The sequence below is a fragment of the Nonlabens spongiae genome, assembly GCF_002117125.1.
In the GTDB taxonomy this organism is placed as follows: Bacteria; Bacteroidota; Bacteroidia; order Flavobacteriales; family Flavobacteriaceae; genus Nonlabens; species Nonlabens spongiae.
The window spans coordinates 1,982,730-2,001,402 of the sequence record NZ_CP019344.1 but is presented as its reverse complement, the minus strand read 5'-3'; the positions used below and the strand labels follow the sequence as shown (position 1 = coordinate 2,001,402).

19 protein-coding genes and 1 pseudogene are annotated in these 18,673 nt (G+C 42.2%); 8 read left to right on the top strand and 12 right to left on the bottom strand.

Translation table 11 applies throughout. The features are described from left to right. Nucleotides 1-6 precede the first annotated feature (6 nt). The 5 genes from BST97_RS09240 to BST97_RS09220 form a co-directional block, all read right to left on the bottom strand. Nucleotides 7-2,601, bottom strand: a complete 2,595-nt coding sequence (locus BST97_RS09240; protein ID WP_157111577.1) for a BamA/OMP85 family outer membrane protein — start codon at nucleotides 2,599-2,601, stop codon at nucleotides 7-9. A 4-nt stretch (nucleotides 2,602-2,605) separates the two neighbouring features. Next, nucleotides 2,606-3,340, bottom strand: coding sequence for an isoprenyl transferase (locus tag BST97_RS09235; RefSeq protein WP_085766966.1), 735 nt, complete (start codon nucleotides 3,338-3,340; stop codon nucleotides 2,606-2,608). 2 nt (nucleotides 3,341-3,342) lie between these two features. Further along, nucleotides 3,343-4,029, bottom strand: coding sequence for a type IX secretion system protein PorG (gene porG, locus BST97_RS09230; protein ID WP_085766965.1), 687 nt, complete (start codon nucleotides 4,027-4,029; stop codon nucleotides 3,343-3,345). 102 nt (nucleotides 4,030-4,131) lie between these two features. Further along, nucleotides 4,132-5,007 (bottom strand): NAD kinase, encoded by an 876-nt coding sequence (locus BST97_RS09225; RefSeq protein WP_085766964.1) that lies wholly within the window; start codon nucleotides 5,005-5,007, stop codon nucleotides 4,132-4,134. Continuing rightward, nucleotides 5,007-5,663 (bottom strand): CBS domain-containing protein, encoded by a 657-nt coding sequence (locus BST97_RS09220; protein WP_085766963.1) that lies wholly within the window; start codon nucleotides 5,661-5,663, stop codon nucleotides 5,007-5,009. Before BST97_RS09220 ends, BST97_RS09225 begins: the two co-directional genes overlap by 1 nt. Nucleotides 5,664-5,734: 71 nt before the next feature. On the opposite strand from BST97_RS09220, the gene BST97_RS09215 reads away from it, so the two are divergent. The 7 genes from BST97_RS09215 to BST97_RS09185 all read left to right on the top strand — a co-directional run bounded on the left by BST97_RS09215 (nucleotide 5,735) and on the right by BST97_RS09185 (nucleotide 12,851). Next, on the top strand, nucleotides 5,735-6,448 hold the full coding sequence (locus BST97_RS09215) for a pyridoxine 5'-phosphate synthase (RefSeq protein ID WP_085766962.1): 714 nt from the start codon (nucleotides 5,735-5,737) through the stop codon (nucleotides 6,446-6,448). Then, the gene (locus BST97_RS09210; protein ID WP_085766961.1) at nucleotides 6,448-7,209 is read left to right on the top strand and encodes an alpha/beta fold hydrolase; all 762 of its coding nucleotides are present in this window, start codon (nucleotides 6,448-6,450) and stop codon (nucleotides 7,207-7,209) included. The genes BST97_RS09215 and BST97_RS09210 overlap by 1 nt, the downstream gene beginning before the upstream one ends. Before the next feature lie 104 nt (nucleotides 7,210-7,313). Then, entirely contained in the window at nucleotides 7,314-8,564 is a 1,251-nt protein-coding gene (locus BST97_RS09205) for an OmpP1/FadL family transporter (RefSeq protein ID WP_085766960.1), read from the top strand. A gap of 8 nt (nucleotides 8,565-8,572) precedes the next feature. Continuing rightward, nucleotides 8,573-10,276 carry a G-D-S-L family lipolytic protein gene (locus BST97_RS09200; RefSeq protein WP_317043406.1) on the top strand — a complete coding sequence of 568 codons (1,704 nt, stop codon included), beginning with the start codon at nucleotides 8,573-8,575 and terminating at the stop codon, nucleotides 10,274-10,276. 71 nt (nucleotides 10,277-10,347) lie between these two features. After that, nucleotides 10,348-10,695, top strand: a complete 348-nt coding sequence (locus BST97_RS09195) for a phage holin family protein (RefSeq protein WP_085768211.1) — start codon at nucleotides 10,348-10,350, stop codon at nucleotides 10,693-10,695. A 173-nt stretch (nucleotides 10,696-10,868) separates the two neighbouring features. Further along, nucleotides 10,869-11,960, top strand: coding sequence for a biotin synthase BioB (gene bioB, locus BST97_RS09190; RefSeq protein WP_085766958.1), 1,092 nt, complete (start codon nucleotides 10,869-10,871; stop codon nucleotides 11,958-11,960). An 18-nt stretch (nucleotides 11,961-11,978) separates the two neighbouring features. Then, nucleotides 11,979-12,851: a cupin-like domain-containing protein gene (locus tag BST97_RS09185; protein ID WP_085766957.1), complete on the top strand. Its 873-nt coding sequence runs from the start codon at nucleotides 11,979-11,981 to the stop codon at nucleotides 12,849-12,851. Here the strand turns inward: BST97_RS09185 and BST97_RS09180 are convergent. The 7 genes and pseudogenes from BST97_RS09180 to BST97_RS09150 form a co-directional block, all read right to left on the bottom strand. Then, nucleotides 12,841-13,317: a regulatory protein RecX gene (locus BST97_RS09180; RefSeq protein WP_085766956.1), complete on the bottom strand. Its 477-nt coding sequence runs from the start codon at nucleotides 13,315-13,317 to the stop codon at nucleotides 12,841-12,843. The genes BST97_RS09185 and BST97_RS09180 overlap by 11 nt on opposite strands. Nucleotides 13,318-13,408: 91 nt before the next feature. Continuing rightward, nucleotides 13,409-13,579: pseudogene (locus BST97_RS16400) on the bottom strand (GNAT family N-acetyltransferase); the annotation flags it as partial. Nucleotides 13,580-13,964: 385 nt separating this feature from the next. Continuing rightward, nucleotides 13,965-14,633 carry an IS1595 family transposase gene (locus tag BST97_RS09170; protein WP_085766954.1) on the bottom strand — a complete coding sequence of 223 codons (669 nt, stop codon included), beginning with the start codon at nucleotides 14,631-14,633 and terminating at the stop codon, nucleotides 13,965-13,967. Between the two features lie 42 nt (nucleotides 14,634-14,675). Then, entirely contained in the window at nucleotides 14,676-15,068 is a 393-nt protein-coding gene (locus tag BST97_RS09165; RefSeq protein WP_085766953.1) for a hypothetical protein, read from the bottom strand. Nucleotides 15,069-15,079: 11 nt separating this feature from the next. Beyond that, entirely contained in the window at nucleotides 15,080-16,054 is a 975-nt protein-coding gene (hemB, locus tag BST97_RS09160) for a porphobilinogen synthase (RefSeq protein WP_085766952.1), read from the bottom strand. Further along, a complete protein-coding gene (locus BST97_RS09155) occupies nucleotides 16,032-16,403 on the bottom strand; it encodes a hypothetical protein (protein WP_157111575.1) in 372 nt (123 codons plus the stop codon). Before BST97_RS09155 ends, hemB begins: the two co-directional genes overlap by 23 nt. Before the next feature lie 31 nt (nucleotides 16,404-16,434). Then, nucleotides 16,435-17,190 (bottom strand): SDR family NAD(P)-dependent oxidoreductase, encoded by a 756-nt coding sequence (locus BST97_RS09150; protein ID WP_085766950.1) that lies wholly within the window; start codon nucleotides 17,188-17,190, stop codon nucleotides 16,435-16,437. 355 nt (nucleotides 17,191-17,545) lie between these two features. Here BST97_RS09150 and BST97_RS09145 point away from each other — a divergent pair, with 355 nt between their 5' ends. Next, the gene (locus BST97_RS09145) at nucleotides 17,546-18,547 is read left to right on the top strand and encodes an AAA family ATPase (RefSeq protein WP_085766949.1); all 1,002 of its coding nucleotides are present in this window, start codon (nucleotides 17,546-17,548) and stop codon (nucleotides 18,545-18,547) included. The last annotated feature ends 126 nt before the right edge of the window (nucleotides 18,548-18,673 follow it).

Sequence of the window (18,673 nt, the reverse complement as noted above, 5' to 3'; positions counted from 1 at the left end):
GCCAACTTAAAACTGCTGCCCGATTATAAAGTGTACTTGCCATCCACTAGGGTCTGGTGTAGGGTTGTTAGGCGCGGAATCAAATCCGTAACCAAAATCAATTCCTAGTAAACCAAATGCCGGCATAAAAATACGTAATCCCGCTCCAGCCGACCTCTGTACATCAAAAGGATTGTACGTTCTAAAACGCTCATAAGAACCTGCTGCCTCAGCAAATGTCAGCACATAAATAGATGCCGCCTGCTCAAGGGTGATAGGATAACGTAACTCTAAGCTAAACTTGTTATACACCGTGTCACCATCTGCACTCGTGGTAAGCGAGCTGTTCTCATAACCTCGCATCCTTATGATGTCACGACCATCGAGAGAAAAGGCGCCAAGTCCATCTCCACCCACAAAGAAACGTTCAAAAGGAACCAGGCCTCTGTCACTGTTGTAGGCGCCTAAGAACCCAAATTCAGTATTAGTCTGCAGGATCAACTTATCATATAGTTGCGTGTACCACTGACCTTGGAACTTGATTTTGTAATATTCTAAGAAACGGAAACGCTCTTGATCGATTTTAGCTAGGTCAGCAAGACCGTTTGTACGATACTCGTCAGGTAGATCAGGGTTGTCCGCATTGAGACCAGCGTAATCTACACCATTCCACAAGGAGTATGGAAGGGTCATTTTTGCAGTTACTGAAAAGCGTGATCCGTAAGTGGGGAAAATAGGGTTCACACCTACGTTGTCTCTGGTGAGGCCTACAGTATACGCTATGTTATTACTGAAACCATTAGGGAAGTTAAAGAGACCCGTACGGTAGTTCTTCAAGTTGTAGTGTTGCACAGATAGCGCTTGCGAAAACTGGAAATAATTATCCGGCCATTCCAGTCTTTTTGCTAGACCTATCGTACCACCGGTGATTAAAAAACGCTGGTCACGGTCTACTTCTCTAAAGTTTTGAGGGTTCACTCTGTACTGCTCACTATGAGAAAGCGAGACATTAAAAGAAACTGGTTTTTTACCACCCAGCCACGGCTCGGTAAAGTTTAAAGAGTAGGTTCTAAATATAGTACTCGCCTGAGCCCTTATTGCGAGAGTTTGACCATCTCCCATAGGAACTGGTTTGTAAGCTTTACCATTGAATAGATTGCGTATCGAGAAGTTGTTGAATCTAAGTCCTAGAGTCCCAACAAATCCACCACCACCGTAACCACCTTGAAGCTCAATCTGGCTTGCACCAGCTTCTTCCAGCTCGTACTCGACGTCTACTGTACCTTCTTGCTGGTTTACATTCTTAAGCTGTGGGTTGATTTTCTCAGCATTGAAAAGCCCTAGTGCTCCAAGTTCACGTATAGAGTTGATAATTTTTTGACGACTGTATTTTTCACCTGGTGTGGTTCTGATCACACGGTAGATCACATTATCGTTAGTACGCGTGTTTCCAGTAACGGAGATGTTATTGAAATAAGCCTCTTTTCCTTCTACGATGCGTATCTCAAAGTCGATGGTGTCGTTTTCAACTTTAGTTTCTACGGCGTTGACTGAAGAGAATAAGTACCCTGTGTTTTGGTATAGATTTGAGATATCATCTGAATCTGGGTCAGCAGGGTTGCTTATACGCTCATCAAAGGCTACCCCATTGTACACATCACCTTTTTCAATACCTAGTTTTCTTTGTAGAAACTCATCTGAATAAACGTTGTTACCTACAAATTTGATATCACCAAAGTAATATTTTCTACCTTCTTCAACTTGAATCTTGATGCCCACACGATCATCACTTTCTTTGATCAACGTATCTGAAATTACCCGAGCATCCCTAAAACCTTTTTCCTTATATCTATTTACGACAGATTCTAGATCTTCTTGAAAATCTTCTTCTACATATTTAGATCTCTTGAATATTCTTAAGATGTTACGCTTCTTAGTATTTTTCATCGCCTTGCGTAACTTCTTATCTGGAATAAGTTCATTGCCTTCAAAATCTATGTAGGAAATTTTAGGCTTCTTGCCGCGGTCAACATCGATTTTCATGTCTACTTCATTTTCTGAGGCAGAGTCTTGCACTTCCCTGATACGTACCAGAGCATCGGCATTTAGGAAACCTTTTTTACGGTATTTGTTTTCAATAAAAGTACGTGTGTTAGTAATCAAGTTTTCAGTGGCTTTAGTCCCTTTTTGAAGCTTAAGTTCTTCTCTCAGGTCCTTAGCTTTTCCTTTGCGTAGTCCTGTGATTTCCACATTCCGTACATTAGGGACTTCTACGATATAAATCTCGAGGTTGATGGTGTCTATAAATTCATCAGTAGGATCACCTTCTATGCTGGTTGCATAAATGCGTATATCGCTGAATAGCTTGAGATCCCACATTTTCTTAACGACCTTGCTCAGCTTTTCTCCAGGTACGTAGATTTCCATACCGGGTCTCAATCCTGTAAAGGCTCTTACCGTATTCTCATTATAGGATTGACTACCTGTGACTTTTACTTCACCTATGCGGTATTGAACAGACTCTTCACCGATAGGTGCATCTGTTACTATTTGAGCACTGGTAAAGAACCCAGTAAGCAGAATGATCGTAGCAATGAAGCTCTTGGTTAGCTGATTTGTCATTCCTTTATAATTGTTCACTTGTTTTTCCAAACCTTCTTTCTCGGTCTTGATAGTTACAAAATGCCTCAATGAGGTGTTCTTTTCTAAAATCGGGCCACAGGACCTCTGTAAAATAAAGTTCTGCATAGGCTATTTGCCACAGTAAAAAATTGCTGATGCGTTTCTCACCGCTGGTACGTATGAGTAGATCTACATCAGGCATAAAATTAGTGTACAGGTTTTTGTTGATCACTTCTGCATCAATTTGATCGAGCTCTAGCGAGCCCTCCTTAACCTGACCTGCAATATTCTTAATCACACTTATCAACTCCTCACGTGAACCATAACTAAGTGCCAGGGTTAAATTCATGTGATTATTGTCTTTAGTTGCTTCTATGACTTCCTTCAGCTCTTTTTGTGCTACGGAGGGAAGTAAGTCAAGTGCACCCACGGCCCTAAGTGAGATGTTGTTTTTTTGAAGTGTAGGTAATTCTTTCTTGAGACTGCTTACTAAGAGCTTCATCAAAGTATCTACTTCAAGCTTGGGACGTTTCCAGTTCTCGGTAGAAAACGCATATAGTGTAAGATGTTTTACACCATGTTCTGCACAGGTGGTCACGGTTTGTCTTACTGCTTTGGCACCTTTTTCATGACCACGCACACGCATAAGCCCTTGCTTCTTTGCCCAGCGACCGTTACCATCCATGATGACAGCTACGTGCTCCGGTATGCGTTTTTTGTCAAGTAGTTGTTCTGCCATGTCTAAAAATTACAATAACACGGTTTACGACCGAAGGTGTAACTTACCGTTACTCCCGTAAACATGAACCAGTCATTATTGTCTAGATTTCCTATTTTCAATTGAGAGGCGCCTCCGTCTTCAGGATTACTGCCGTCCAGATTATCCGTAAATGTGTATCGAGCACCTATTTCCCCAGCCAGGGTTATGTGCGGTGCAATATTAGTCTTGAAACCTAAAGAAATAGGGATCCCAAAATTAGTATCCCAACCATCAAAGGTGAAACTTCTGCCACTGCTGTTTAAGCGCGTGTTAGAAAAATGAATCACACTCACTCCAAAATACAAATAGGGTGTGAACTGTGGCTTACCGCTGTACAGTTCATAATCCCAGAATGTATACTCTATTCCCAGTGAACCTTCAATCATCTTATTGTCTACTTGTAGTCCGCGCATTTGTCTGGAAGGGTCTGAACTGTTCCCATCATCAGCACGTAAAAACGTCCCTATGAGCGATCCCCTAAAACTATGCCTGTCGCTACGGTTCCATTTTGCCACACCTCCCAGAGTGAAACCTCTAGGATTGACAAACTGCGTACTTCCTACATCTCCTATTATGTTGGATCCTCCTGCAAAAATTCCGAGCTCGTAGGTCTGCGCTTTCGCGAAAGCGAAACAAACCATAGCCACCATCACTACTACGTATCGCATCAAATTTTTAAAACGTGCAAATATAACATATCTATCTACCTACTAAAGGTAAAAGCTGACCTTCTGTAGGTTATCAAAACAGTACAAATGGAAATTTATTGCTTAGTTGCGCTTATCTTCTCCCCAAAGTAGCTTGTGGCGCAAGGTTTTAATAAAAGACTGTTCCTCGAGTTGTACGAGGTCTATGGTGAAGTCTGCTTTCTTAAGCGTGATGATCGTCTCGTTTGGGAAAGAGTAAATACGGTTGTCCAGCGAGGTGAGAAATTCATTTTCCCTACCGCTTATTTTCAATGTGATTTCTGTGTCATCTGGTATAACCAGTGGTCTTGCATTTAGGTTATGAGGCGCAATGGGTGTAACGACAAAGCCACAAGTGTTAGGAGAAATTACTGGACCGCCACAGCTCAAACTATAACCGGTAGATCCTGTAGGCGTAGAAATAATCAAACCGTCTGCCCAGTAACTGGTAAGAAAGTCGCCATTGAGCCGTGTCTCAATTTGAATCATACTGGTGGTGTTCATTCTGCTTACGGTCACCTCATTTAGGGCAAAATTTCTGTCAAACAATTCCTCAGCATTCAAGCTTGACGACGCCGTGATGAGTGAGCGCTTGCTTAAACAGTATTTGCCTTGCAGCAAGGCTTCCATGGATTCTTTTAAATGTTCCACTTTAACTGTTGCGAGAAAACCTAGTCTACCGGTGTTGATTCCTATCACGGGAATATCTGAAGATCCCACAAAACCCACGGCACGTAGAATCGTACCATCGCCACCTATACTTATGAGACCATCATAGAATTCATCGAGCTTGCTGAAGCTCTTGATATTTTGAGCAACATTATTCTTTCTTAACATTTGATGGTACTCCATCTCGATGGTAATATCACAATCCCGATTCTCAAAGAAATCCAGAAGTGTCTTGACCACTTCCAGAGAGCCGTCTTGAATGTACTGACCGTAAATGCCCAGCTTTTTCATTAAATGTTTAGGTATTTGTCCAGATAGTCAGAACGTTCTTTTAATGTGTCGAGATAAGAGTCATCTTCGTCCAGACTCAAAACCTCATAACTATATCTTCTAAAGGTTTGAAGAATCGCAGAGAGATTTGAAGTGCTTATTTTGAGGGTTATTTCTGTAAGATGCTCTTTGTGGTCGCTTATAAAGAGTCCATAAAGTTCCGCGTCATTGGTCTCGACGATTTGAGCAATCTCGCTAAAACTGAAATCCGTTGAACCTTTAGTGACTACCACAACATTACCCGGTTCATTGAGAAATGGCGCCTCATTAAAGAATTCCATCACATCAGTGAGCTCATAATACCCTAGATACTTTTTATTCTCGTCAAGTACAGGCATGATATTGGACTGATTTTGAGCAAATGCTTTCAAAATTTCAAGCCAGTGGGTGTTTTTATCTACTTGAAATGCGGACATGGAATACTTTATTTCTTCCATGGTCTGTTTGCTATCGAAGCAATGCGCATCAGTCTCAGAGATACAGCCTATATAAAAACCTTGATCCATGATAGGTATATGTGAATAGGTCATTTGTGAGAAAATGGTTTGCGCTTTTTTGACACTGTCATTGATATCCAGCGGTTGCACATCATTTATTATGTAGTCGTGTATCTGCATACTTGCAAATTAACCAATTCTTTAGGAAAGCCCTCAGGGACTAGTTCGTATTTTTGAGTTAAAACTACACTATGGCTATACTGAGCGTGAACGTGAATAAAATCGCGACACTACGTAATGCAAGAGGAGGAAATGTACCTGATCTATTAAAAGTTTCTGCAGATATAGAACGATTTGGTGCACAGGGGATAACCATCCATCCCAGACCAGATGAGCGCCACATTAGGTATCAAGACGCCAGAGACTTGAAACGTATGGTAACTACTGAGCTGAACATTGAAGGAAACCCGATTGAATCTTTCGTAAAACTGGTGGAAGAAGTAAGACCACATCAAGTAACGCTGGTTCCAGATGCTGTGGATGCGATAACTTCAAATGCCGGTTGGGACACCGTTAAAAACAAGAATTTCCTCAAGGAAATGGTCGATCATTTTAAATCTATGGGAATACGTACCAGTATATTCGTAGATCCTGTACTTGAAATGGTAGAAGGTGCTGCAAAAACAGGTGTGGATAGGATTGAGCTGTATACAGAGGACTACGCAATCGGTTATGTCAAAGATCCCGAGGCGGCCATCAAACCCTACGTTGAAGCAGCAGAAGCGGCTCATGATTTAAGTCTTGGCATCAATGCTGGGCATGATCTTTCACTGGATAATATTGAATACTTTTCAAAACACATTCCCAACCTAAAAGAAGTGAGTATAGGTCACGCCTTGATTTCAGAAAGCTTGTATTTAGGTCTGGAAAACGTAGTTAACATGTATAAGAAAAAATTGTCCTGATGTTACATTCATTAATAATGGGGGAGGGTAGGCCCATGGTCATTTTGCATGGCTTTCTAGGAATGGCAGACAACTGGAAAACGCTGGGAAAGCAATTTTCAGAAAATGGATTTAACGTTCATATTCTGGACCAGCGCAATCACGGTCGCAGCCCGCACAGCGATCTTTTTGATTATCAAGAAATGGCGCAGGACGTTAAGAACTATTGTCAAAAACACGATCTCAGCGACATCATTTTAATAGGTCATAGTATGGGTGGTAAGATTGCCATGATTGCGGCACAGCAATTTCCAGAACTTATCGAGAAACTCATCATCGCAGACATTGCTCCTAAGACCTATCCGCCTCACCACAGCGATATCATCAAGGCGTTAGAATCCGTAGATTTTTCTAAAGTCAATAGGAGAAGCGATGCAGACGAGATGTTAGAGCCTTTTATAAATGACTTTGGTACGCGCCAGTTTTTACTCAAAAGTCTATACCGCAAAAAAGACAAATCCTATGGCTGGCGATTCAACTTACCGGTACTGGGAGCAGCTCAAAATTCAGTGGGAATTCATGAAGATTTTATAGAGCCAGTGCAGATTCCGACCCTATTTATAAGAGGTGGGAAATCTGGGTATATAACTGATTCTGATAAGCTTTTGATCGATCACGCTTTCGCGAAAGCGGAACTCGCAACCATTACTGAAGCAGGACACTGGCTACACGCAGAACAACCTGAAAAATTCTACGATTACGTAATCGATTTCGTAAAGTAGAAATGCTATGCTTGCATAATATCTAAACTTTTACTTGCATAACATTAATTTAATATTAAATTTGATTTCATAAATAAATCTAAACTTTTACGAAAACATTGACTATGAACAAATTACAGGTTTTTGTGGTACTGTGCCTGGTTTCTACCATGGCATTTGCGGGAGGATATCGCGTGAGTACCCAAAGTAACAGGCAGCTCGCGATGGGACACACCGGTGTCGCGGTTGTAAACAGTGCCGATATTCTCTTTTTTAACCCAGCTGGACTGGTACATCTAGAGAGCAGATTGAGTGTGAGTGCCGGAGGTTTTGGTGTCTTTTCTGATGTGTCATATCAGAACGAGCAGTTTGGAACTTTTGCAGAAACAGATAGCCCTGCTGGAACGCCATTTTACCTATATGCAAATTATAAAGTGACTGACGATTTTGCAGTGGGACTTGGGGTGTACACTCCTTATGGTAGTAACGTTACCTGGCCTACAGATTGGGAAGGTTCGCACCTGGTTAATGAGATCGAGCTAAGTGCAATCTTTATCCAGCCTACACTTTCTTACCAGCTTTTTGATTCTGTTAGTATAGGTGGAGGTCCTATTCTAGCGATAGGTGGTGTAGAGTTTAATAGAAATGCTTCTCGATCATTGACTGACGAGCAGGGAAATCGCTCAAATGTGGCTATTGAAGATAGTGGTGTTACCGGCTGGGGATGGACTGCAGGTCTTATGTTTACGCCTACTGAAAATTTTAAGCTAGGATTCAACTACCGCTCACTTATTGATATAGAAAGTACAGAAGGAACTGCTACGTTTACTAATTTCCCTAACAGTCCATTGACTCCAAGTAATGGTGTTCAAGGTTTTGAAGCTACCTTGCCATTACCTGCAGAGGCAACAGTAGGTGTTTCTTACAAGTGGGACAAGTTCCTCTTTGCCTTTGACTACAACCGTGCCTTCTGGAGTGAGTATGAAGCTCTAGATATCGTGTTTGAGGATGGGTCTGAGTCTATCAACCCTAGAAACTATAAAGATGCTTCTGCCTACCGTTTTGGAGTAGAGTATAATGCTACGGACAAGCTGGACATAAGAGCAGGTTATTACTTTGATGAATCTCCGGTTCAATCAGGTTACTTTGCTCCTGAAACGCCACGTAACGATTCTAATGGGTACACCTTCGGACTTTCTTACAACGTGAGTTCAAAATTCTCAATCGATGCTTCACTTTTATATTTGAGATTCAAGCAAATTAACGAGTCATATGACTTCTACTCTGATCCAGGAGTCCCAGTTAACGCACCTTTTGGTGGTACCTACAAGTCACAAGCTTTGATACCGGGTATAGGTGTAACGTATAACATGTAATAAAAGAAATGATGAAAAGATCTTATATAAAAATTTTAGGCTTACTATTTGTCGGAACGGCTCTGGTAAGCTGTGAGAACGAGTTTGATGAGTCTGTAGAGGACGGTGATTTCTATACCGCTGGAGAGGCAGATTTCTCTAATTATGTGACTGTAGGTAACTCTCTTACGGCAGGTTTTGCAGATGGAGCACTATACCTTCAAGGTCAACAAAACAGTTATCCTAATATCATTGCAGGCCAGCTTGAGCATGTAGGTGGTGGAGAATTCTTCCAGCCGTTAGTTAATGATAATCTAGGAGGTTTACTTGCTGGTGGAAATCAGATTACTGACAATCGATTTGTACTTGCCGTTGATGCTGACGGAAATCCTGGACCAGCGATACAATCTGGAACCCCTACAACGGATATTACTAATAAAGTCACCGGTCCATTGAATAACTTTGGTGTGCCAGGGGCAAAAAGTTATCATCTTGCCGCGCCAGGTTATGGATCTGTTGCTGGTGTTGCAATGGGTACTGCAAACCCATATTACGCACGTTTTTCCAGTTCAGAGACCTCAACCGTGATCCAAGACGCTGCAGCTGCTAACCCTACGTTTTTCACTTTGTGGATAGGAAACAATGATATACTTGGTTATGCGACTAGTGGAGGTACAAAAGTTGATCCTTCAACTGGTGAAGTTGTGGCTGCAGAAGATCACAATGTTACTGGAAATGTAGATCCATCAACATATGCTGGAAATGATATCACTAACAACATGGTTTTTGCTGGAGTCTACAGCCAGCTTGTAACTGCCCTTACTGCAAATGGTGCAAAAGGTGCTTTGGTAAATATTCCAGATGTGACTTCTATTCCGTTTTTTACAACGGTGCCACCACTAGCTTTGAGCCCAGCTGATCCTACTTTTGGGCCTCAAATACCTTTGTTGAACCAAGTTTATGGAGGGTTGAACCAAGTTTTTGCTGCCTTTGGTCAAGCTGATCGTAGTATTCAATTTTCTTCAACAGGTGCCAGTGGAATTGTTATCAGAGATGAGAGTCTTGCAGATCTTTCGCAAAACCCTGCGTTTGCAACTGCACTTACACCCGTAGTACAAGGAATAGGAGCGGCAGTAGGCTTACCATTGTCTCCTGCTCAAGCAGCAGGTCTTGCACAGGTTTTAGCTCCACAATTTGGTCAAATACGCCAAGCTACCGCTGATGATCTCGTAACATTGAGAGCGGCATCAGTTATAGGTACTTTAGACCAAGATCGTTTTAACCAATTGAACACTGTATTTACCCAAGGAGGAATTCCTGCTCAAACCGCAGCAACTCTAGCGGGTCAGTTTTCGGTAAATGGTGTGACCGTAGGAATGGCTAATCAATTTGTTCTTACGACAGATGAGCAAGATAATGTTGCCGATGCTCAAGCGTCTTACAATGCTACTATCTCTCAGCTAGCTGCTGCAAATGGTCTTGCACTAGTAGATGCGCGTGCTGAGCTTCAAACAGTAGCTCAAGGTGGTGTGCCTTTTAATGGAGGTTTGCTTACCAGTGAGTTTGTAACTGGTGGAGCATTTTCTCTTGATGGAGTTCACCCTACGCCACGTGGCTATGCGTATACTGCAAATGCGATAATTGAAGCGATTAATGCGCAGTATGGCTCAACTATACCTATGGTTAACATAGGTCAGTACGGCACGATCCAGACGAGTAACATAATCGACTAAGCAGGAGTTTTTGCTATAAAATTATGAATCCGCTGGAGGGAGCCTCCGGCGGATTTTTTATTTTTACCTCTATGAAATTCTTAATCAAACTCTTGATCACAGCCATCGTTGTGGTCTTACTTTCCAAAGTGCTGCCTGGTGTAGAAACCAGCGGTTATTTTACCGCAATCATGGTGGCACTCGCCATCTCGATTCTCAATTTTATCGTGAAACCTATACTCGTGCTCTTTACCTTGCCGGTTACAATTCTCACATTAGGGCTATTTTTATTAGTAATAAATGCCATCATAATTCTATTGGCTGATTGGTTTGTGTCAGGTTTTTCAGTTGATGGATTTTTTCCAGCATTGATTTTTTCTTTACTCTTGGCTATTATCAGATCTATTCTTTTCAGCACTTTGGAAAAAGAGAGGTCTTGATTCTAAAATCCTGTGAAGTTTAAGGGTTGTTCCGCTTTCGCGAAAGCGATAACACTTTCAACCAAAACAGTTCATAATAAACACTGCTTGAGGGAAGATAATACTCACACGGTTCAACTACCTATCATTACTAACTAATCCTTATTTTTACCCGTTCAAATTACCCCTGATTGATGAGACACGACTGGACAAAAGAGGAAATATTAGAAATCTACAACCGCCCACTAATGCATTTGCTTTATGATGCAGCAACGGTTCATAGAGAATACCATAATCCAAATCAGGTTCAGGTATCTACTTTACTTTCGATAAAGACAGGAGGCTGTCCAGAAGATTGTGGTTATTGTCCGCAAGCGGCTCGTTATCATACTGATGTTAAAGGTAATGACCTCATGAGTGTGCAGCAAGTAAAAGCTCAGGCATTACGTGCTAAAGCTGGCGGAAGCTCACGGGTTTGCATGGGTGCGGCCTGGAGAAATGTAAAAGATGGTCCTGAATTTGACCAAGTACTGGAGATGGTACGTACCATCAACAAGCTCGATATGGAAGTGTGCTGCACGCTAGGCATGGTGACAGAAAATCAAGCCCAGCGACTGGCTGAAGCAGGTCTTTATGCCTACAATCATAATCTAGACAGTTCAGAAGAATATTATAAGGAAGTTATTTCTACCCGAGGCTATCAAGACCGTTTAGATACTATAGATAATGTGCGCAAAACCAATGTAACCGTTTGTAGTGGCGGTATCATAGGTATGGGAGAAAGCATTGAAGACCGTGCAGGAATGCTCGTGGCACTCTCACGATTGAGCCCACAACCTGAAAGTACGCCCATCAACGCACTGGTTGCCGTAGAGGGAACACCGCTGGAAGAACAGCAACCGGTTAGTATCTGGGAGATGATTCGTATGGTAGCCACGACGCGCATTGTCATGCCACAAACCCAAGTGCGACTAAGCGCAGGGAGGACTGATATGACCCGAGAAGGTCAGGCCATGTGTTTCTTTGCAGGAGCTAACTCCATTTTTGCCGGAGATAAATTGCTAACAACTCCTAATCCTGATGTGAATGAGGACATGAAAATGTTTGAGTTATTAGGATTAGAACCTATGAAGCCATTCGTTAAAAAAGCTCAACCAGAGACGGTCGAGGCTCAATACTCTAAATATAAGGCAATGGGTGAGAAACCTAAATGGAGCCGTCCTGAACACAAAATTGAACGCAACGAGCTAGCTAAACAAGTAGCTAAGGTTTCCAAAGCCTTGTAATCATTAGAATAAGAGTGCATGCCTCTACAACTAGAGCAAATACCTAGAGTTTCATCTATTTCAAAAGAAGATTTTGTCAGACACTATCTAAAGCCGCAAAAACCTGTGGTGATAGAAAAACTGACAGAAGACTGGCCGGCTTATGATCGCTGGAACCTGGAATATATCAGGGAGAAGGCTGGTGATAAAACCGTGCCGCTTTACGATGATAGACCTGTAAAACACGACGAAGGCTTCAATCAGGCGCATGCAGAGATGAAAATGACCGATTATATCGATCTTTTGAAACGAGAGCCTACCAACTTCCGTATTTTTCTTTTCAATATTCTGAAGGAAGTTCCCAGCCTGCAGAAGGATATTAAATTTCCCAATCTTGGTATGAAGTTGATCAAGGGTATGCCCATGATGTTCTTCGGTGGCACCGATTCAAAAGTGTTCATGCACTTTGACATCGATTTCACTAACATTTTGCACTTTCATTTTCACGGTAAGAAACGCTGCATCATTTATCCGCCAGATCAGTCTAAATACCTCTACAAAGTACCGCACTCACTCATTTCACGTGAGGACATCGATTTCTCAGATCCAGATTTGGAAAAATGGCCAGCCTTGAAGCAGGCTAAAGGTTTTGTGTGTGATTTGAAACACGGCGAGATGCTCTACATGCCTGAGGGTTACTGGCATTATATGCACTACCTCACGCCAGGTTTCTCCATAAGTTTGCGATCGTATCCCAGAAAAATCAAAAACTTAGGAAAGGCGCTCTACAATATTTTGATCATGCGTCATTTTGACAATTTCATGCGTCGTAGAAAAGGCCAAGACTGGATCGACCACAAAAACGAGCAGGCGATCGTGCGTACCCATGAGAAATTAGGTATTAGGGAATAAGCTCTTTGGCCTTAGCATAAACCCGATCAGCCTCCCAGCCTCGGTAGAGCAGGTAGTCAGCAAACTTTTTACGTTTACGGTACTTATCCTTTTCTTTTTTTAGTTGGTTGTATCGCTTTCGCGAAAGCGTCTCAAAAACAGCCTCATAGTCATCTTCATCGATTTCTTTAAGTCCCAGTTTGATGGTACGCTCATTCAAGCCTTTTTGTTTGAGTTCTCTAACAATGCGGTTTTTACCCCAGTTCTTGATGCGGAATTTCCCCCTCGCAAAACTTTCTGCAAATCGGGTTTCATTTAGAAAATTGTGCTGGATCAAGTGCGGGATGATCTCGTCTATGGCTAGCTGGATCATGCCCATCTCCCGTAGTTTTTGCTCCACTTCCTGATGGCAGCGTTCCTGATAGGCGCAGTAACGTTCTAAAGCCCTTTTAGCCTCTTCTACAGTATAGGTTTTTTCACTTTTCACGATCCCATTCCCATTGTTTTCTGGTGATGCTGAATATATTGAAATTCTGCCCGCGCTCGTAAATCGTTTCAATTTCTAGCTGCATACCGTTTCGTTTTGCAACCGCTTTACTCGGCAGGTTATCATGATGAATCATGGAAACAAGCGAGCCCTCCAAATTTTTATCGTAACCGTTCTCAAATCCATAATTTTTTGCAAAATGAGCCGCCTCAGTAGCATAACCGTTACCTCGAGATTTTGGCAGAAAAGAGTAGCCGACTTCTAATCGAGATTTTCCGTCAAATGATTATACTAGCAACCCGCACATTCCCAAGAGCTCTCCAGTAGACTTGAGTTGTACCGCCATTAACCCTCCGCGGTTTTCCTCGTAGCGTGTCTTGCATTTCTCCCACCAGAAATTATTGATTTCCTCTAAGCTCTTAGATTCATCTAAGCATAAAAACTCCATATAGACCGATCTTTAAAAAACGGCAACCAGATCTTTTATCTGCTTCCGTTAAGAAACGGAATCGCAACCGATCGGTCTCTAGATTTCCTTGTGTGTATTTCAATATTATTTAGGCTCTAGACCAGAAGATTTTATTTTCTAGCCAAAAATAATGATAATGTTGATGTGTTGTTGGAATGTTGGCAACTCGGTAGAGTTGTCAATATTTCAATAACATTTTCCATAGCTCTTTTTCCATCTGCTGGGTGCTCTTCTTCCATCTCCATTCACATTCCTTGAGATGCAGGTCGAAGGTCTTCTTCACTCCATTGAACTTTGCCAGCCTCCTTTTGGTGAAGCTCCAAAAGCTTTCGATCCCATTAATGTGGACGCCGTGCCTGTTTGAGAAGCTCTTGCTCTTGTCGATGCGGTAATGCTTGTTGTAACCGATGTCCAACAAGCCATTGTAACCTCTCCAACCGTCAGTAATGACAACGCTCTCCACGCTTATCTTCTTCTGGATGACCTTCCGCAGGGTGTCCCTCTTCGCATCGGGAACAAGCTCGGTATAGACCCTTCCGTCCCTCTCAAAAACACCGAATACCGGCTGTTTCCAGGTTCCCCTACCACGCTTTTGGGGCATGTTCCTGCCCCTGAGCCTTTTCGCCCCAAAATAAGCCTCGTCCAACTCGACCTCTCCAAAGAACAATCTCTTGTCCTCCTGCTGTTTCTTGAAGATGACCTCCCTAAAGAGTCGAAAATAACGGTTGATCGTCTTTCTGTTCAGCTTGAGGATCTCGGCCGTTTTGGTGGCATCAACATCGCTGCAAAAGCACCCAATTATTTTTTTGATTTTATAATCGCTAAGTTTACTATACTTTACGGGCATTACGGAACAAATCTATACATTTGTTCTGGTCTTAAGCCTTATTTATTCAGAAATAGTGTATTTAAGATCAATCAAGACTATATCATCTATAGAACTCAGGTCAATAGTATCGATAATATCTCTCATGATTGTGCAACTCTCGCCTGGTTCCAGATTTACGCACGGGTGGTCATTACGTATCATTGAAAACGTCACGTTTTCGTCTGGAAGTGTTTGATAACTATAACCAGGGAAACCCTTAACTGCCACCGAATTTGGATTGGTAAACTTAAACTCATATCTGAGTCTCGCAGTCCCATTAGCAGGGTCTTCGGTATATTCAAAAAGAACATTCTCAACAATAACATCCTCTAATAATACCTCTTCCTGGCTATCATCGTTTGTACATGAAAGTAGGAGTAAAAAGGTAATTAGGATATAACAATAATTTTTCATTTCCCTTTCTATTAATTAATCAAACTTACCACATCCTTAGCAAAATAGCTTGCGATTAAGTCGGCGCCAGCTCTTTTGATCGCGGTAACCTGCTCCATCATAACAGCATCGTGATCCAGCCAGCCTTTTTCGGCAGCGGCCTTGAGCATGGCATACTCGCCACTCACTTGATAAACACTTATCGGGACTTCTACCTCATTTTTAAGATCACGAACGATGTCCAGATAGCACAAGCCAGGTTTTACCATCACAATATCTGCACCTTCATCGATGTCCATGAGGGTTTCTTTAATTGCTTCTGAGCGGTTTGCCGGATCCATTTGATAGGTCTTCTTATCGCCAAAACCTGGAGCACTGTCCAGCGCGTCTCTAAACGGACCGTAAAAAGCACTTGCATATTTTGCCGAGTAGCTCATGATTCCAGTATCTGTAAACCCTTCTTCTTCCAGTCCTTCTCTTATGTACAAAATTCTACCATCCATCATATCGCTGGGTGCGACCATGTCTGCTCCGGCACGAGCGTGGGAAATACTCATTTTTGCCAAAATCTCACAAGTGGCATCGTTAATAATCTTACCATCCTCCACAATTCCATCGTGCCCGTAGCTGGAGTAGGGATCCAGCGCGACATCAGTCATTACATACATCTCTGGAGCCACATCTTTTACTGTTTTAATAGCTTGTTGCATCAAACCATTATCGTTGATGGCTTCGGTGCCTTTGTTGTCTTTGAGCTTATCATCAACCTTTACAAATAGCAAAACGCTTTTTAAGCCTAGGTTCCACAATTCTTTGACTTCGTTTTTCAAGAGATCTAGACTGTAACGGTAATAATTTGGCATCGAGGGGATTTCCTCCTTCACGTTTTTGCCTTCAACGATAAAAAGCGGAACAATAAAATCATTAGGGGAAATAATGGTTTCTTGAACCAGTGAACGTATGGCATGGCCGGCACGCAGTCTTCTATTTCTTCTTAATGGGTACATATTCTAGATTGAGTTCTTTAAGTAAATTGTAAAGTTCGTTTTCAAATCCGCTTGCGCGAAAGCTAACTTCGTTAAAATCATCGTAGATCGCTATTTCAGGATCGTTTTCATCTTGCGTGCGCTGGTTGAATTGGTTTTGGATCAAGGCATTAGTCGCAATAGCTTCATCATAGGAAATTACATTGCGTTGTGTTTTTGCATTGGAGAAGAAACTCACATAGCCTTCCCTAAAACCTAGTCTGTAAGTATGATCCTCATCCATGCGGAATTCGATATTGAAATCCTTGGTTTGAAAAATGGTATTGATGTTTTCAATTGTGGGCTCTTGTTGCTTTTTACAGGAGGCCATTAGCAATATCAGTAGTCCGAAAATTAAAGTTCTATTTTTCATCCTTCAAAACTATCGTACTACTTGCCTGGGCGGTACACATCATGGTAAGATCGGTAATGTTTAAGTGAGGCGGTCTAGTGATTGCAAATAAAATCACCTCTGCTACATCCTGAGGTTGTAGCGCTTTGTAACCTTGATAAACTTTATCAGCTCGTTCTTTATCGCCTTTGAAACGCACAGCGCTGAAGTTGGTTTCCACCAGTCCCGGATTAACCGCTCCCACTTTGATTTTGTAAGGATTTAAGTCCAGTCGCATTCCTGTAGTAATAGCATCTACTGCATGTTTGGAACCGCAATAAACGTTTCCTTTGGGATAAACCTCTTTTCCAGCAGTCGAGCCTATGTTGATGATATGTCCGTCTTTCCGCCCTTTCATTTGAGGAATGATGTTCTGGCTTACATAAAGCAAGCCTTTGACATTGATGTCGATCATCGCATCCCAATCCTCATCACTTCCTTCATCAATGGAGTCTAAACCGTGAGCGTTACCAGCATTGTTAATCAATACATCGATCTTCTGAAAATCAGTAGGTAGACTTTCGATTTTTTCAGCAACAGCATTTTTATCCCGCACGTCAAATTCCAGTACATGAACATTCGTTTTTTCACTGAGTTCAGCTTTCAATTGAATGAGCTTTTCTGTATTTCTTCCGCAAAGAATCAAACGATAGTTTTGAGAAGCTAAAAGTTCAGCTGTTGCCAGACCTATACCGCTGGTCGCGCCGGTGATAAAAATTGTTTTCATGACGTAAAGATAAGAAGGCTGAGGGAGCTGGTGTTTGTTTCGCTTTCGCGAAAGCGAACATAAAATTCAAATCTAAATTTAAACTCAAACTTGTCCTGTCACTCTGAAAGCGAGGCACGAGCTTCCCGATAATTATCGGGACAGAGTCTCATAATATCTGTCTCGATGAGATTCTGAATCGTCGCTTAGCTCCATTCAGAATGACAAATAATTTGAGTTAGTTTCAACTTCAACTTCAACTTCAGTTTCTCTCCGTTAACACTCATTTTCTTTAATTAACCGTTGATTAACTTAGCGGCGCAAAAGAAAACGACATTTTGCAGGTTAAGAAAAGTGTAAACCAAACGCACCCATAATGGATCAAAACACACAAGTAGATATTGCAAGCATCAATGAAAAAGTGGCTCAGGAAAGTCAATTTGTTGATTTGCTTGTAAATGAGATGAATAAAGTAATCGTAGGGCAAAAATACATGGTGGAGCGATTGCTCATCGGTCTGCTGGGTAGGGGACATATTTTGTTAGAAGGTGTTCCAGGACTGGCAAAAACCCTCGCGATTAATACGCTTTCTAAGTCCGTTAATGGATCTTTTTCAAGAATTCAGTTTACACCAGACCTCTTACCAGCCGACGTCGTAGGAACCTTGATCTATAACGTAAAAGACGCCGATTTCTCCATCAAAAAAGGACCGATTTTTGCCAACTTTGTCCTTACCGATGAGATTAACCGTGCACCGGCAAAGGTTCAGAGTGCTTTGCTGGAGGCCATGCAGGAAAAGCAGGTGACCATCGGTGAGACCACCTTCCCGTTGCAGAAACCATTTCTTGTAATGGCGACCCAAAACCCAGTAGACCAAGAAGGAACGTACCCATTGCCTGAGGCGCAAATGGACCGTTTCATGTTGAAAACGGTGATCGATTACCCTACGCTTGCTGACGAACAGTATATCATGCGCGCCAACTTGAAGAAAGACTTCCCGGTACCCAATGCAGTAGTGTCGCCAGAGCAGATTTTGAGAGCTCAAGAAGCGGTGGAGTTGGTTTACATGGATGAGAAAATTGAAAGATATATTCTTGACATCATTTTTGCGACACGTTATCCAGAGAAGTATAAGCTGGAGGATTTGAAGCCGTTGATCAGTTTTGGAGCATCTCCTCGTGGTTCGATCAATCTTGCCAAAGCCGCTAAATGTTACGCTTTCATCAAACGTCGTGGCTACGTCGTTCCAGAAGATGTACGTGCCGTAGTGCTTGACGTATTACGTCACAGAATCGGAATTACCTATGAAGCCGAGGCGGAAAACTACACGACTGAGGATATCGTGAACAAGATTGTGAATACTATCGAGGTGCCGTAGGGGCGGATGGCATCCGCCAGTTATCAGTTAATGGTTAAAAGTTAATTGTTGCTGGTTGTAAGTTGTTAGCTGACCGTGAAGCTGTCAAGCTGAGCATGTTCCCTGAGCATTTCGGCTCCGCTCAAT

Excerpts from the sequence above, each read along its gene's own strand:
- BST97_RS09240 (WP_157111577.1), bottom strand. The coding sequence starts at position 2,601 with ATGACAAATCAGCTAACCAAGAGCTTCATTGCTACGATCATTCTGCTT.
- BST97_RS09235 (WP_085766966.1), bottom strand. The coding sequence starts at position 3,340 with ATGGCAGAACAACTACTTGACAAAAAACGCATACCGGAGCACGTAGCT.
- porG (WP_085766965.1), bottom strand. The coding sequence starts at position 4,029 with ATGCGATACGTAGTAGTGATGGTGGCTATGGTTTGTTTCGCTTTCGCG.
- BST97_RS09225 (WP_085766964.1), bottom strand. The coding sequence starts at position 5,007 with ATGAAAAAGCTGGGCATTTACGGTCAGTACATTCAAGACGGCTCTCTG.
- BST97_RS09220 (WP_085766963.1), bottom strand. The coding sequence starts at position 5,663 with ATGCAGATACACGACTACATAATAAATGATGTGCAACCGCTGGATATC.
- BST97_RS09215 (WP_085766962.1), top strand. The coding sequence starts at position 5,735 with ATGGCTATACTGAGCGTGAACGTGAATAAAATCGCGACACTACGTAAT.
- BST97_RS09210 (WP_085766961.1), top strand. The coding sequence starts at position 6,448 with ATGTTACATTCATTAATAATGGGGGAGGGTAGGCCCATGGTCATTTTG.
- BST97_RS09205 (WP_085766960.1), top strand. The coding sequence starts at position 7,314 with ATGAACAAATTACAGGTTTTTGTGGTACTGTGCCTGGTTTCTACCATG.
- BST97_RS09200 (WP_317043406.1), top strand. The coding sequence starts at position 8,573 with ATGATGAAAAGATCTTATATAAAAATTTTAGGCTTACTATTTGTCGGA.
- BST97_RS09195 (WP_085768211.1), top strand. The coding sequence starts at position 10,348 with ATGAAATTCTTAATCAAACTCTTGATCACAGCCATCGTTGTGGTCTTA.
- bioB (WP_085766958.1), top strand. The coding sequence starts at position 10,869 with ATGAGACACGACTGGACAAAAGAGGAAATATTAGAAATCTACAACCGC.
- BST97_RS09185 (WP_085766957.1), top strand. The coding sequence starts at position 11,979 with ATGCCTCTACAACTAGAGCAAATACCTAGAGTTTCATCTATTTCAAAA.
- BST97_RS09170 (WP_085766954.1), bottom strand. The coding sequence starts at position 14,633 with ATGCCCGTAAAGTATAGTAAACTTAGCGATTATAAAATCAAAAAAATA.
- BST97_RS09165 (WP_085766953.1), bottom strand. The coding sequence starts at position 15,068 with ATGAAAAATTATTGTTATATCCTAATTACCTTTTTACTCCTACTTTCA.
- hemB (WP_085766952.1), bottom strand. The coding sequence starts at position 16,054 with ATGTACCCATTAAGAAGAAATAGAAGACTGCGTGCCGGCCATGCCATA.
- BST97_RS09155 (WP_157111575.1), bottom strand. The coding sequence starts at position 16,403 with ATGGCCTCCTGTAAAAAGCAACAAGAGCCCACAATTGAAAACATCAAT.
- BST97_RS09150 (WP_085766950.1), bottom strand. The coding sequence starts at position 17,190 with ATGAAAACAATTTTTATCACCGGCGCGACCAGCGGTATAGGTCTGGCA.
- BST97_RS09145 (WP_085766949.1), top strand. The coding sequence starts at position 17,546 with ATGGATCAAAACACACAAGTAGATATTGCAAGCATCAATGAAAAAGTG.